At 72.8% G+C, this 13705-nt stretch carries 13 protein-coding genes; 5 read left to right on the top strand and 8 right to left on the bottom strand.

Annotated elements, in window-relative coordinates; genetic code table 11:
* Nucleotides 1-133: 133 nt before the first annotated feature.
* The gene (locus tag HP550_RS20160; protein WP_175349421.1) at nucleotides 134-1213 is read left to right on the top strand and encodes a fatty acid desaturase family protein; all 1080 of its coding nucleotides are present in this window, start codon (nucleotides 134-136) and stop codon (nucleotides 1211-1213) included.
* 54 nt (nucleotides 1214-1267) lie between these two features.
* Here the strand turns inward: HP550_RS20160 and HP550_RS20155 are convergent, their stop codons facing one another.
* The 4 genes from HP550_RS20155 to HP550_RS20140 form a co-directional block, all read right to left on the bottom strand.
* Nucleotides 1268-2902 carry an ABC transporter permease gene (locus tag HP550_RS20155; protein WP_175349420.1) on the bottom strand — a complete coding sequence of 545 codons (1635 nt, stop codon included), beginning with the start codon at nucleotides 2900-2902 and terminating at the stop codon, nucleotides 1268-1270.
* On the bottom strand, nucleotides 2899-3828 hold the full coding sequence (locus HP550_RS20150; RefSeq protein ID WP_175349419.1) for an ABC transporter ATP-binding protein: 930 nt from the start codon (nucleotides 3826-3828) through the stop codon (nucleotides 2899-2901). The genes HP550_RS20155 and HP550_RS20150 overlap by 4 nt, the downstream gene beginning before the upstream one ends.
* Before the next feature lie 49 nt (nucleotides 3829-3877).
* Nucleotides 3878-4531: a TetR/AcrR family transcriptional regulator gene (locus HP550_RS20145; protein ID WP_343048293.1), complete on the bottom strand. Its 654-nt coding sequence runs from the start codon at nucleotides 4529-4531 to the stop codon at nucleotides 3878-3880.
* A gap of 109 nt (nucleotides 4532-4640) precedes the next feature.
* Nucleotides 4641-7241: a rhamnogalacturonan lyase gene (locus HP550_RS20140; RefSeq protein ID WP_175349418.1), complete on the bottom strand. Its 2601-nt coding sequence runs from the start codon at nucleotides 7239-7241 to the stop codon at nucleotides 4641-4643.
* A 267-nt stretch (nucleotides 7242-7508) separates the two neighbouring features.
* On the opposite strand from HP550_RS20140, the gene HP550_RS20135 reads away from it, so the two are divergent.
* The 4 genes from HP550_RS20135 to HP550_RS20120 all read left to right on the top strand — a co-directional run bounded on the left by HP550_RS20135 (nucleotide 7509) and on the right by HP550_RS20120 (nucleotide 10098).
* Nucleotides 7509-7805, top strand: coding sequence for a type II toxin-antitoxin system VapB family antitoxin (locus HP550_RS20135; RefSeq protein ID WP_056087555.1), 297 nt, complete (start codon nucleotides 7509-7511; stop codon nucleotides 7803-7805).
* Nucleotides 7802-8434: a LytR C-terminal domain-containing protein gene (locus HP550_RS20130; RefSeq protein ID WP_175349417.1), complete on the top strand. Its 633-nt coding sequence runs from the start codon at nucleotides 7802-7804 to the stop codon at nucleotides 8432-8434. Before HP550_RS20135 ends, HP550_RS20130 begins: the two co-directional genes overlap by 4 nt.
* Before the next feature lie 79 nt (nucleotides 8435-8513).
* Nucleotides 8514-8696, top strand: a complete 183-nt coding sequence (locus tag HP550_RS20125; RefSeq protein ID WP_175349416.1) for a hypothetical protein — start codon at nucleotides 8514-8516, stop codon at nucleotides 8694-8696.
* Nucleotides 8697-8850: 154 nt separating this feature from the next.
* Nucleotides 8851-10098 carry a glycosyltransferase 87 family protein gene (locus HP550_RS20120; protein ID WP_175349415.1) on the top strand — a complete coding sequence of 416 codons (1248 nt, stop codon included), beginning with the start codon at nucleotides 8851-8853 and terminating at the stop codon, nucleotides 10096-10098.
* Here the strand turns inward: HP550_RS20120 and HP550_RS20115 are convergent.
* From HP550_RS20115 to HP550_RS20100, 4 genes are read right to left on the bottom strand one after another with little or no spacing between them, the layout of a single operon-like run.
* Nucleotides 10041-11264 carry a lysophospholipid acyltransferase family protein gene (locus tag HP550_RS20115; RefSeq protein ID WP_175349414.1) on the bottom strand — a complete coding sequence of 408 codons (1224 nt, stop codon included), beginning with the start codon at nucleotides 11262-11264 and terminating at the stop codon, nucleotides 10041-10043. The genes HP550_RS20120 and HP550_RS20115 overlap by 58 nt on opposite strands.
* Nucleotides 11261-12133: a phosphatidate cytidylyltransferase gene (locus tag HP550_RS20110; protein ID WP_175349413.1), complete on the bottom strand. Its 873-nt coding sequence runs from the start codon at nucleotides 12131-12133 to the stop codon at nucleotides 11261-11263. The genes HP550_RS20115 and HP550_RS20110 overlap by 4 nt, the downstream gene beginning before the upstream one ends.
* Nucleotides 12130-12714: a CDP-alcohol phosphatidyltransferase family protein gene (locus HP550_RS20105; protein ID WP_175349412.1), complete on the bottom strand. Its 585-nt coding sequence runs from the start codon at nucleotides 12712-12714 to the stop codon at nucleotides 12130-12132. Before HP550_RS20105 ends, HP550_RS20110 begins: the two co-directional genes overlap by 4 nt.
* 19 nt (nucleotides 12715-12733) lie before the next feature.
* Complete coding sequence (locus HP550_RS20100) at nucleotides 12734-13657, bottom strand: LLM class F420-dependent oxidoreductase (protein WP_175349411.1); 924 nt, start codon at nucleotides 13655-13657, stop codon at nucleotides 12734-12736.
* Nucleotides 13658-13705: the final 48 nt, after the last annotated feature.

Genomic DNA, 13705 nt, shown 5'->3' with positions numbered 1-13705 from the left:
TAGCTCAACCGCACGAGACCCCGGCCTTCGGGCCGGGGTCTCGTCGCATCATCACCGAGGCGCCCCCGATCCCAGCTCATCTCCGACCGCACTCGCGCCGCGCACACTTCGCACGACCGACAGGACGGACGCCATGAGCTCCTCGACGCTTACCCCCACGCCCCCCAGGCCCCGCGATCGCGCCGTCAGCGACTTCACCGAGCTGACCCGGACCGTGCAGGCCGCCGGCCTGATGAAGCGCCGCCCCGCGCACTACGCCGTGCGCCTGTCCGCGGCCGTCGTCGCGGTCCTCGGCCTGATCGCCACGATCATCCTGGTCGGTGACTCCTGGTGGCAGATCGCCGTCGCCTTCGCCGCCGCCGTGATCCTCACGCAGGTCGCGTTCCTCGGCCACGACGCCGCGCACCGCCAGATCTTCGCCAACGGGCACGCGAACAACTGGGCCTCCCTCGTGCTCGCCGACCTGTTCGTCGGCTTGAGCTACGGCTGGTGGCAGCGCAAGCACACGCGCCACCACGCCAACCCGAACAAGATCGGCTACGACGGGGACATCGAGCTCGACGCCCTCGCGTTCACGCCCGAGCAGGCCGCGAAGCGCACATCGAAGCTGGGGGTCTGGTACCTGAACCACCAGGGCTGGTTCTTCTTCCCCCTGCTCTTCCTCGAGGGCGTCGCCCTGCACGTGGCCGCCGTCCAGCGCCTGTCGTCGCGCGACAAGCTCGAGCACCGGGCCGCGGAGATCGTCATGATGACCATCCGCCTCGTCGGTGGCACCGCGCTCGTGTTCCTGTCGATGTCCTGGCCGATCGCCCTGGTGTTCCTGGCCGTGCAGATGGGCGTCTTCGGGTTCTACATGGGCGCCTCGTTCGCGCCGAACCACAAGGGCATGCCCCTGATCCCCAAGGACTCGCGCCTCGACTTCCTGCGCCGCCAGGTGCTGACCAGCCGGAACATCGGCGGCGGCAAGTGGGTCGACATCCTCATGGGCGGGCTCAACCACCAGGTCGAGCACCACCTGTTCCCGTCGATGCCCCGCCCGTCGCTGCGCCGCGCCAAGCCGATCGTCGAGGCGTACTGCCGCGAGCACAACATCCCGTACGTGCAGGTGTCGCTGCCCCGCTCGTACTCGATCATCGTGAAGTACCTGAACACGGTCGGTAAGTCCGACCGCGACCCGTTCAACTGCCCGATGACGGCCATGTACCGCGTCTGACCCACGGCACCTCGAAGCCCCCGTCGTCCACCCGGACGGAGGGGGCTTCGTCGTTCAGGCGACGACGTCCCGGCGGCGGAAGCCGACGACGCCGACCACGACGAGCGCGACACCGATCGCCACCAGGACGACGAGCGGGCCGGGCGCCACCGCGTCCAGCGGGTACGCCGGGGTGTGGCTGAACGGCGACAGGTCCTGGAGCCAGGACGGCAGATCGAGCAGCGCGCCCAGCTGACCGACCACGAGCGACCAGACCACCAGCGCCCAGCCGAGCACGACCAGCCGCGGCACCCAGCCGTAGAGCGCCGTCATGAACCCGACGACCACCAGGACCGCGGGCAGCTGGACCAGGGCGGCCCCGAGGACCTTCCCGGTGTAGCCCCAGTCCCCGGCCGCGATCCCGTTGCCGACGCCCATCGCCAACCCGCCGACCACCAGCAGAACCACCGTCCCGGCGGCGACCACGAGCACGTTGACCAGCAGGTACGTCGTCCGCGGCACCGACCTCCCGAGGATCAGCTCGGCCCGGCCGGCGGTCTCCTCGCTGTGCAGCCGGGAGAGCGACGCGACCACGAAGGCCCCCGCGGCCAGCGCGATGAAGCCCATGATCGTCACGACGAAGACGTCCTGCATGGCACCGGCGCCGCCGAGCTGCTCGATGATCTGCTGGACCTGCGGGCTGTCCCCGGCGATGTCACCGACCGAGCTCAGCAGGAACCCGACGAGGAGCAGGTACGCGGCCACAGGCACCGCCCAGGTGACCAGCGTCTGGCCCTGCAGGCGCCACGCGAGCGCCTGCACCGAGCGGAGCCCGGGGGCGTCGGCGGGCCCGGGACGGTCGGCGATGAGCCCGGCGCCCAGGTCACGGGTGGCCTGGATCCGGTAGCCGACGCCCGCGCCGAGCGCGAGCACCGCGACGCCCAGCAGCACCAGCCCGAGCCGGTCGTCGCCGTAGGGGTCGATCTTCTGGCCCCAACCCATCGGGCTCAGCCAGGACAGCCACGAGAGCGAGTCCTGCACGTCGGCCGCGGCCCGCAGCGCGTACGTGCCCACCAGGACGGAGACCGCGATGCTGGACGCCGTCCTGGCTACCGACGCCAGCTGCACCGTGACGGCGGCGATCCCGACGCCCGCGAGCCCGGAGACGAGGTTCTGGAACGCGAAGGCCAACGCACCCAGCGCGCCCTGCCCCACCAGCGGCAGCGCCACCCCGAACGAGGCGACGCCGACCATGACGAGGGCGGCGAGCAGCCCCGCGGTCAAGGGTGCCAGCCGGCCGACGCGCAAGGAGCCGACCAGCTCGAGCCGGCCCGCCTCCTCCTCGCGACGCGTGTGCCGCACGGTGGCGAGCGCCCCGATGATGCCGACCACCAGCGCCAGGAACGCGCCGATGCGCCAGGTGGCCATGGCGCCGACGGATTCCGGGTGCAGCGCCGGACCGAGCAGCGCGAGGAAGGCGGTGTTGGAGCCGACGGTGGCTGCCAGCTGCTGCCGCTCGACGACGGTCGGATAGGCGCTCTGGATCGCCGCCAGGGTCGACGCGACCATGAGGACGAGGATGATGACGGTGACCGGGATCCGGACCCGGTCGCGCCGCAGGGCGAGCCGCAGGAGCGCGCCGGTCCGGGTCAGCCGCCCGCCCCCGCGCGCGACGGTGGGGGTGGCGGGCGCGAGTGCGACGGCGGTCATCGCGAGGTCACCCCGTCCGACTCGAGCGCGGCCAGCTCGTCTCCGTACTCGCGCAGGAACAGCTCCTCGAGCGACGGCGGGGTGATGGTCAGCGACGAGGGCGCCAGGTCCGCGAGCGCGCGGGTGACCTGCGGCAGCGCGTCGTTGTCGGTGTGGAACACCACGTGCCCGTCCACGACGGCGAGGTCGTGCACGCCGTCGAGGGCCGCGAGCGCGCTCGTGTCCCCCGCGACGACCGTGCTCACCTTGGCGCGCGTCAGGTGCCGCAGCTCGGCGAGCGTGCCGGACTGCACGGTCTTGCCCTGTCGGATGATCGTCACCGTGTCGCAGAGCTCCTCGACCTCCGCCAGGATGTGGCTGCTGAGCAGCACGGACACGCCCTCGGCCCTGGCCTCCCGGACGCACCGCTGGAACACCGCCTCCATGAGCGGGTCCAGCCCGGACGTCGGCTCGTCGAGGACCAGCAGCTCGACGCCGGGGGTGGCCAGCGCGGCGACGAGGGCGACCTTCTGGCGGTTGCCCTTGGAGTAGGTGCGGGCGCGCTTGGAGGGGTCCAGCTCGAACCGCTGGAGCAGCTGCTCCTTGCGGCCCTTGTCGGCCGACCTGCCCGACAGGCGCACGAGCAGGTCGATCGCCTCGCCGCCGGTGAGGGTGGGCCACAGGGTGACGTCACCCGGCACGTAGGCGAGCCGGGAGTGCAGTGCGACGGCGTCGGCCCAGGGGTCGCCGCCGAGCAGACGTGCGGTGCCGGCGTCGGCCCGCAGGAGGCCGAGCAGGACGCGGATGGTCGTCGACTTGCCCGACCCGTTGGGCCCGAGGAAGCCGGCGACCTGTCCGGCGGGCACGACGAGGTCGAGCCCGTCGAGAGCATGGGTGGTGCCGAACGACTTGTGCAGTCCGGCGACCTCGATGGCGGCACTGGTCATGACAGTCCTTCAGGTGAGCAGGGAGAGGGGGTGTGGGTGTCCGTGCCGGTCAGGGCGACGGGTCACCCGCCATCGCCGTGCGGTACTCGTCGAGCAGGTCGCTGCTGGTGAGCAGGCCGTCGGTCATCATCTCGAGGCCGGGCAGGAGCACGGTCTGCCACATCTGGCCGAGGGCGCCTGCGGGGTCGACAGTCGGGGAAACTCCCCGGCCGGCGTCGGCCTCCAGCTGCGCGATCACGAGCATGCCGACCGTCGTCGCGATGAGGTACCGCGCCCGGCCGGGCGGGTCGCTCGACGGGCGGACCGTGCCGGCGTCGACGGCCTCCTCGAGGTACGCCGCCGCGTCGGCGACCATCCCCTCGACGAACTCCGCCGCGAGCGCCCCGCCGTCCAGCAGGCAGCGCACCACGTAGCCGACCAGCGGGGCGTACTCCGCCGCGTTGCTCATCTCGCCGAGGATCTGCCCGGGCGACCACTGCGTGATCGCCTCCGCCTTGACCTCGCGGATGGTGCGCCGCACGTGCGCGTCGCACTCGCCGCGCAGCCGCTCCTTGGAGCCGAAGTGGTGGATCACCAGGCCGGGGCTCACTCCGGCGTCCGACGCGATCGCCCGCAGGCCCACGCGGAACCCGTCCCGACCGAACCGCACCACCGCCGCGTCGCGGATGCGGGCGCGGGTGGTGAGGTCGTCGGCTGAACGCACGTTCACCAGACTAAACACTCGTTCAGTCGTCTGACAAGAAGGGCGCCGGTCGGTAGTGACCCCGACCGGCGCCCCGAGGCCGCGCGTGCCCGCGCTCCTCCGTCGATGCTCAGTCGAGCATCGAGATCACCTGCTGCGCCTGGTACCCGAGGATCGCCCGCGCGGCCGGCGTGACCGTCGAGAGCCGCGACCGGGGGGTGAGCAGCTGGACGTAGGCCCCCAGCGACCTCACGGCGAGCTTCTCGTTGCCCGCGTCAGCCGCCCGGTCGGCCACCTCGAGCGCGGCGAGCAGCCCTGCGACCGCGACGCCCTTCACCGCACCCGCGGCGATCTGCGCCTTCGTCGCGTCACGCAGGGCGTCGATGCTGCCCGGCGCGTAGTACGACGGCACCGGCACCTGGGTGTAGTCCGTGTCCGAGGCCAGGTAGAAGCCCACGTCCGACGGCTGGTTGTAGGTGGTCTGCTGACGGGCCACCTCGACGCGGTACTGCGGGTCCTGCATGAGCGTGTACATCTTCGTGTGGCTCAGGCCCGTGTTGGTGAACAGCCGGATGGCCGACGAGTCCTCCGTGCGGACCAGCAGCTCCTCGCGGGAGTCGCCCAGGACGTCCGCGACGAGCGACGGGTTGCCCTTGGTGCCGTTGTTGGAGCGCGTCCCGGTGGCCCGGAGCTGTTCGCCCCGCGTCCAGTCGTCGATCGTGACGTCCGCGGTGGCCCCGGAGCCGTTGACGATCTGCGTCGTGCCGTCCGGCAGCCACTTGATGCTCATGTTCGTGCCCGGGATCGCGCCCGGGGTGACGACGCCTGCCGCCGAGTACAGCCCGAGCGAGTCCGTGCCGCCGGGCAGGCTCGCCCAGACCTCACGCCCACGCACCGACGGGAGCACGTCACCGACCATCGAGCGGCCGGTGTCCCTCCCGGAGTACACCCCGAAGAGGACCTCACCGGTCTTCGCGTCGCGCATCGCCATGCCGTAGGGCGCGAACGTGCCGCCCTCGTGAGCCGTGTAGATCTCCAGGCCCGGGCGGTCGGGGTCGATGTCGGTCACGTGCATCGCGTCGCCGTGGCCCAGGCGGACCACCTCGCCGGGTGCGGCGCTGCCGGGGGGCAGGGTGTCGAACGACGAGTACAGGACGGAACCGTCGTCGTCGATCGTCGCCGCGCCGTAGACGATCTCCTGCTTGCCGTCACCGTCCACGTCGGACGCGGACAGCGAGTGGAAGCCCTGCGTGGTGATCTTCCCGTACACCGGGTCGGTGCCGTCGCGGCCGTGGGGGCCGTCGTTGAACGGGTTGGTCAGCGGGACGTGGCCCGAGTCGACGTACCAGCGCTCCGTGAGCTTCTTCCCGTCCCAGTCGTACGCGACGAGCGTGGTGCGCGTGTAGTAGCCGCGGGCGAAGACGGCCGACGGCGTCTGCCCGTCGAGGTACGCGACACCGGCCAGGAAGCGGTCGACGCGGTTGCCCGGCTCGATGCGGGCCATCGCGTAGTCGCCCCAGAGCAGGCCGTCGTCGCCCCGACCAGGCTTGTAGTCGATGGTCTGGAGCTCCTTGCCGGTGGCCCCCGCGAACACCGTGAGGTACTCGGGACCGTCGACGATGAAGCCCTCGAAGTTGCGCAGCAGGTTGCGGGTGCTGCGGGCGGGCGCGTAGACGTCCATGAAGTAGTTGGCGAGCGCCGTGGCGTCCTGGACCGAGAGCGGGTACGCGTACTGCGGCGCGATGCCCAGTGCCGCCTCGACCGTGGACGGCCAGTGGCCCGCGACGACCTCGGGGTGGCTGCTCCAGCCCTGGAGCATGGTGACCAGGTGGTCGAAGTACCCCGCCTTGCTCAGCCGGTAGTCGACGGTGTCGGTGACGCCCGCGTCGCGGTCGCGCTGCGGCAGCGAGACGTACGTCGAGCTGGCAACGGAGCCGTCAGCCGCGTACCGCGTGATCTTGCTGCCGGGGGCCGTCTTCATCATCAGCTCGGCCTTGCCGTCACCGTCGAAGTCGTAGACGGGGAACTGCGTGTAGTGCGCGCCGGCCCGGATGTTCACACCCAGGTCGATCCGCCACAGCTGCGTGCCGTCCTGCTCGTAGGCGTCCACGTAGACGTTGCCGGTGTAGCCGAGCTGGCTGACGTCCTTCGAGTTGGACGGGTCCCACTTGACGATGTACTCGTACTGGCCGTCGCCGTCGACGTCGCCGACGGACATGTCGTTGGCGGAGTAGGTGTACGCCTCGCCCACGGGGTTGACCCCGTCGGCCGGCTTGCGCAGCGGGATGTCGAGGCTCGGCTGCGCCCATGGGGTCGCCTCGGTGCCGTCCACCTCGACGCCGCCGACCAGCGCGGCGACGCGGTAGCGGGAGGTTGCGGTGCCGGCGGGGTCGACGAAGTTGGTGGAGTCCGTGACCGTGCCGACCTTGACCCCGTCGCGGTAGATCGCGAAGTCCGGACCGGTGAGCCCGGTCGCCGTGGCACCGGTGACCTCGCTGGCCAGCAGGCGCCAGGACAGGAACACGCCCTCGCCGGTGACTGCCGAGACGAGGCCGCGGTCGAGGCGCTCGAGCGTCAGCCCGCCGGGACCCTTGGTCGGACCGTGCCCGAGCGTCGCGGCGGCCGGGGCGGCGGAAGCGGGGGCGGCCGCCAGCGTGCCGAGGAGCAGCGCGGAGCCGGCGAGCAGAGCGGCGCCGGTGGACGTTCGTCCTCGTCGTTGCGTCAGACTCATCTTTGAATCCTTTCAATTGGCTAGGCGTCTCCCACACGGACACGAGCCCTCGTGAGGAAGGCCGGGGGCGCCGTTGACCCCGACCGCTCACGACCGTATCGCCTGGTTCACCCGAGTCAACCCGGTCTGCGACATTCGCAGGAATCCGTCGGCGGGAGCGCTCCCGACGGCGGAAACCGCTATCCGATCGCCGGTCTGCGCAACCCCTCTGGAGAGGTCACCCGTGGGGTGGGCACGTCCGACCCGCCCGTCACCTAGACTCCCCCCGTGATCTTCAAGGCGGTGGGCGAGGGCAGGCCCTACCCGGACCACGGGCTCGAGACAGCCAAGCAGTGGGCCGAGGTTCCGCCGCGCCAGGTGCGGCTCGACGAGCTGGTCACCACCAAGCGGACGCTCGACCTCGACGCGCTGCTCGCGGAGGACTCGACCTTCTACGGCGACCTGTTCGCGCACGTCGTCCAGTACCGCGGTGTCATGTACCTGGAGGACGGGCTGCACCGGGCCGTCCGGGCCGCGCTCCACCAGCGGGCACTCCTGCACGCACGAGTTCTGGTGGTCAAGTGACGGAGCAGGACCGCGGTCGTCAGCTGCGTCGACGGCACATGCACGAGCGCCAGGCCGTGATCTTCGGTGTGCTGCTGGCGGCCCTGGCACTGGCCGGACTCGGCGCCGCCGCGGTGTTCACGGGCAGCCTCCACCTGCCGGTGTTCGCGCGCGAGTTCGCCTCCGAACCGTCCCCGACCTCCACGCAGGACCCGTACCCGTGCCCGCCGGCGGGTGCGCTGCCGGTGGCCGCCGCCCAGGTCACCGTCAAGGTCTACAACGCGACCACCCGGGTGGGCCTCGCGGGAGCCACCGCGGAGGGCCTCGCGGCGCGCGGCTTCGTCATCGCGCTCACCGAGAACGCGCTCGCCACGTACGACGGCACGGCGCGCATCATCTTCGGCACCACGGGCGTGGCGCAGGCGTACACCCTCGCCGCGCACCTCGACGGGGCGGTGCTCGTCCTCGACGCCCGCGCCGACGCCAGCGTCGACCTGGCGCTGGGCGCCGAGTTCGCCGAGCTCAAGCCCGCGGACACCGTGCTCCTCGACCCCGCGGTCCCGCTCGTCGCCCCGGAGGGCTGCATCCCGTTCGACCAGGTCGTCGCACCCGTCGCACCCGCCGTGACGGAGACCCCCGCCGCAGGCTGATCGTGCGGTCGTCCTGTCGTCGTGCCACGGTGGGACCATGACCGCGGTCGCCGACCGCGTACGACGTGGGAGGTCGACCATGACCGATACCAACTTCGGCCCCGATCCCGTCCCCAAGACGGCTCCCGAGGCCCCGCCGGCGCCCGACGACGCCGAGTCGGCGGACGAGTACCTCGACGCCACGCGCCCCGCGGTGTTCCCGGTCGCCGGCGCCACCACCGGCACGGTGCCGCCGCCGCTGGATCCGGGTCGGACGCCCTGACCCCACCGCGAACTGCGCCACCCCGACCTCGACCCGCGGGCTAGCCTGAGAGCCCGCCCGTCCGTCGGCCACGTCCCGGCCCCGCTCCCCGGAGGTCGCGCTGCTCCGCCGCCTGCTGCGCTCCGCCACGGCCGTCTGGGTCGCCTTCGTCGTCGTGCACGGCTGGCTCGCGCTGGTCGGGCTGGTGCTTATCCCTCAGAAGGCCTTCTGGGACCTGGATCTCTACCGCTACTGGATGTGGCTGGGGATCCACGAGGGGCAGTGGCCGGTGCTGGGGGGCGACTGGGTGTACCCCGCCGGCGCCCTGGTGCCCATGCTGGTCGCGGCCCTGGGCGGGACCGGCGGCGGCTCGGCGTACGCGGCGGTGTGGTCCGTGCTGGTCACCGTGCTCGACGCGATCGCCGTGGTCGTCCTGCTCCGGGTGCGCCGCCCCGATCGTCCCGACGGTGGCGGCACGACCACCGGCGCCTGGTGGTGGCTGGCGTTCCTGCTGCTCCTGGGCCCGATCGCCATGGGGCGGCTCGACGCCGTCATCGCGCCGGTGGTCGTCGTCGCCCTGACGCTCGCGCTCAACCACCCGCGCATCACGTCGGCGCTGCTGACGGCCGCCGCCTGGGTCAAGGTGGCGCCCGGGATCCTGCTCGTCGCCGTGTTCTGCGCCGTGCGCCGGCCGTGGCGCAGCGTGGTCGTGCCGGCCGCCGTGGTCTGCGTGGTGGTCGTCGGGACCGTGGCGGCCCTCGGCGGCCTGCGCTACGTGGCGTCCTTCCTCACCGAGCAGGACGCGCGCGGGCTCCAGATCGAGGCGCCGGGAGCGACCCCCTGGTTGATCGCGGCACTCTGGTCAGCGGACGTGACGCGGGTGCTCAACGAGCCGCTCGTCACCTGGGAGCTCCGCGGCCCCGGGACCCAGGGTGCGGCGGACGTGCTGGGGGTGCTCTTCTTCCTCGCGATCGGCGCGGCGGCGCTGCTGCTCTGGTGGCGGCGCGAACAGCTGGGTGACCGGCTGTGGTCCGGCGGGATCGCGCGCACGGAGCTGCTCGTCCGCGGGGCCATGCTGCTGACGCTCGCGATGATCGTGTTCAACAAGGTGGGCTCGCCGCAGTTCATGGGCTGGCTGGCGCCCCCGGTCGCGGTCGCGCTGGCGCTGCGGCTGCCCGGCTGGCGGACCACGGCGTGGTTCGTGCTCGGCATCGCCGGGGCGACGCAGGTGGTGTTCCCGTGGTTCTACGACGGGGTGATCCTCGGCGGGCCAGGTGTCACGCTCGTGCTCGCCGCGCGCAACGTCGCGCTCGTCGTCCTCCTGGCGCACACCGTGGTCGCCCTGGTCCGGGAGACCCCCGACGATCAGCCCGACGTCTTGCGCCGCCAGGACCGGATCACGAGCGCCAGCCCGGCCGCGTAGCCGAGCCCGAGCACCCCGAGGTACGGCACGTAGAACCGCCGCAGCACCGGATGCGCGATCGCGGCCGCCCCGCCGATCCCGGCACCCATGGCGAGCGCCCGGGCACCACGGGCCCCCGCCGTGTGCGCAGCGAGGGGGAGGCGGGGGATCCCGGCGTCGCCCGCCGCGGCCGCGTAGAGCTTGACCGGCACGCCGTTGGCGGCCTGCTTCCAGACGCCCCGGGCGCCCGCGGCCATGTGCTCCGACGCCGCCGCCCGCATGCTCGCGGTGGTCAGAGGGGCCGGTGGGCGCAGACCGCGCCGCGTCAGCTCGGAGGTGACCAGCACGCCCGCCACCGACCCGGCGGTGAGCCACCCGATGGCCGGCAGGATCCGACGCGGGTTGGCGACGCCCACCACCGCCAGGTACATCTCCATGGTCACCGGCCAGCTGATCCCCTCGGCGAACCCCCACGCCGCGGCGCCGGCCATCCCGGCCTTCCCGTCCATCGCGCGGTGCAGCACCTGCCACGTGCGCGACTCGGACCACGTCGCGGGCCCCTCGGCCAGCAGCGCCTCGAGCTGGTGGACCACCGGGGACATGTCGTCGTCGTCGAGGTCCTCCGGCTGGATCGGGTGCCCGAGCCGCACCTCGACGGGTCCGGGGTGCAGGCGGCCGCCCTTGGGCAGCAGGTCGTGCGTGCCGACGATGGCCACCGGCAGGATCGGGACGTCGAACTCGCGGGCGATCCGGACGGCCCCGCTGCGCAGCTCGCCCAGGCGCCCGTCCGTGCTGCGGGTGCCCTCGGGGAACACCAGCAGGCTGGACCCGGTGCCCAGCACGGCCTGTGCGCCCTCCACGAGCCCCGCGTAGCCCCCGCCGCCCTTGCGGTGCACGGGGACGGCACCGATGGCCAGCTTGAGCCCCAGGCGCATCCACGCCTTGTCGAACCAGTAGTCCTCGGCCGCCACGACGACGGGCTTGTACGGCGCCGGGAACGCGGCGATCAGGGCAGGGGTGTCGGCGTGCGAGCTGTGGTTGGCGACGATGACCATCGCCTCGTACGGCGCGGCCCCGCGCACCTTGTACCCGCCGACCAGGTGGAAGACGTTGCGCCAGAATGTGTGCCGGGCTGCGCCTGCGAGGTTGAACCCGGGCGGCAGGCCGACCCGGCGGCGGGCGGTCATGCGAGCACCGCCGCGAGCGGGAGCACCAGCAGCAGGGAGTCGACGCGGTCCAGCAGGCCGCCGAAGCCGGGCAGCCACGCGCCCGCGTCCTTGACCCCGGCGCGGCGCTTCACCATGGACTCCAACAGGTCTCCTCCGACGCTCCCGAGCAGCACGGCGACGTACAGGCCCGGCGAGGCGGAATCGAGCACGACCAGCACGATCGCTGCCCCGACGGCGGCTCCGACCATACCTCCGACGGTCTTGTTCGGACTGAGCCGGGAGAGTGGTCGTCGCGCCCAGGCGAACCGGCGCAGGCCGGTCCCGCCGCACCAGGCCGCGATGTCCGTGGCCGCCGCCGCGAAGCACAGCAGGTACGCGTCGCTGCCGACGAGCACCAGGTTGGCCAGCGACCAGCACAGCCAGATCGACCCGAATGCGGTGAGCGTCGCGCGCTCGAGCCCGCGCTCGGAGTCCCCGGTCAGCAGCGCGGGGACGGCGCAGAGCAGCGCCACCAGGGGCACCAGGGCGAGCAGGTCGGGGGCCAGCCACGCCGCCATCGGGTAGGCGACCGCGAGCACCAGCAGCAGCGTCGTCTCCGCCCGGGGCAGGCGGACCATCGCGGCGAACTCGCGCACCGCCTGGAGCGCGAGCAGCGCCGCGAGCACCGCCGTCGGACCGGGGCCCAGCCACATCGGGATGCCGATCACCGGCAGGATCAGCGCCCAGGTGGTCCAGCGCCGGCGCAGCTCCGGCTTGCCCGACAGGAACACCGGGATCGCGGCGACCGCCAGGATCACCACGCTGACCGTCAGCAGCCAGACGGCCCGACCCTCGAGGTCCAGGTGCCAGGCGGCCAGTCTCAGGTGGAGCTCGAGGTCCGGGATCACGCGAGGGCCCGGCGCAGCTGCCGCAGCCGCGTCGAGGCGGTGGCCAGCGACAGCCCGACCGTGACCGCCAGCAGGAGCGGGGACAGCCCCGGCATGGCCACCATGAGCACCACGGCGAGGCACCGCTCGGTCTTGCCGAACGGCCCCCCGTTCAGCCGCGGGGCACCGGCTCCCGCGCCGGCCAGCGACACGAACGTCGGCAGGGTCGCGACGACGGCCGCGACGAGCACGAACCCGACCGCGGCACCGCCCTGCAGCCGCCCGAGCAGCACCGCGAGCCCGGCGAACATCAGCAGGTCGCTGACGCGGTCGCCGACCTCGTTGACCACGAAACCCCACGGCCGGGACACCCCGCGAGCGCGCGCCACGGCCCCGTCGAGGTTGGCCCCCGCCAGCCGCCCGGCGAGCAGCAGGAGGGCCAGGGGCCACGAGCCGAGCGCGATCGCGACGCCGGCGGCCGCGGCGCTGAGCACGCCGAGCCACGTGAAGACGTCCGGGGACACGTCCCGGTCGACGGCCCACCGGACGATGCCGTCCAGTCGCCGGGTGTACCAGGGCTTGAGTGCGTACAGGCCGCGCATGCCGGGACCCTAGCGGGCCTCAGCGCAGCTGCGACGCCACCTCCGACGCCACGAGCTCCAGGTGGTCCAGGTCGTGCAGGTCGAGCACCTGGAGGTACACGCGGGTCACACCCAGCTCGCGGAGGGACCCGATCCGGTCGACGACCGCGGTCGGCGTCCCGGCGAACCCGACGGCCCGCACCTCGGACACGTCCCGCCCGATCGCCGCCGCCCGGCGGGCCACCTCGGCGTCGTCGCGCCCCGCGCACAGCACCTGCGCCACGGAGAAGACGAGGGTCTCTGGGTCCCGGCCCGCTTCCTCGCACGCGGCCCGGACGGTCTTCATGCGACCCTCGACGTCCTCGGGCGCGGGGAACGACATGTTGAACTCGGCGGCGTACCGGGCGGCCAGCGCCGGGGTCCGCTTCGGGCCGCTCCCACCGACGATGATCGGCACGGGCGACTGCACGGGCTTGGGCAGCGCGGGCGAGTGCTTCAGCGTGTAGTGCTCGCCGGCGAAGTCGTAGTGCTCGCCGACGGGCGTGCTCCACAGGCCGGTGATGAGCTCGAGCTGCTCGGTCAGCAGCCCGAACCGCTTTTCCGGGAACGGCATCCCGTACGCCGCGTGCTCCTGCGCGAACCAGCCGGCACCGAGGCCCAGCTCGACCCGGCCGCCGGACATCTGGTCCACCTGCGCCACCTGGATGGCGAGCACGCCGGGGTGCCGGAACGTGGCCGACGAGACGAGGGTGCCCAGGCGGATGCGGCTGGTCTCGCGCGCCAGACCGGCGAGCGTCGTCCAGGCGTCCGTCGGACCGGGCAGCCCGTCCCCGTCGCCCATGCTCAGGTAGTGGTCCGACCGGAAGAAGGCGTCGAAGCCCAGGTCCTCCGTGGCCTTGGCCACCGCGAGCAGGTCGTCGTAGGAGGCCCCCTGCTGGGGCTCGGTGAAGATGCGCAGATCCATGCCCACCAGCCTCACACAGGTCGCCCCCGCGCACCGCGCCGTGCGACG

This window comes from Cellulomonas humilata (assembly GCF_013359775.1).
GTDB lineage: Bacteria > Actinomycetota > Actinomycetes > Actinomycetales > Cellulomonadaceae > Cellulomonas > Cellulomonas humilata.
Note: the sequence above shows the minus strand (reverse complement) of the source record. Positions and strands in the feature narration are given on the sequence as shown.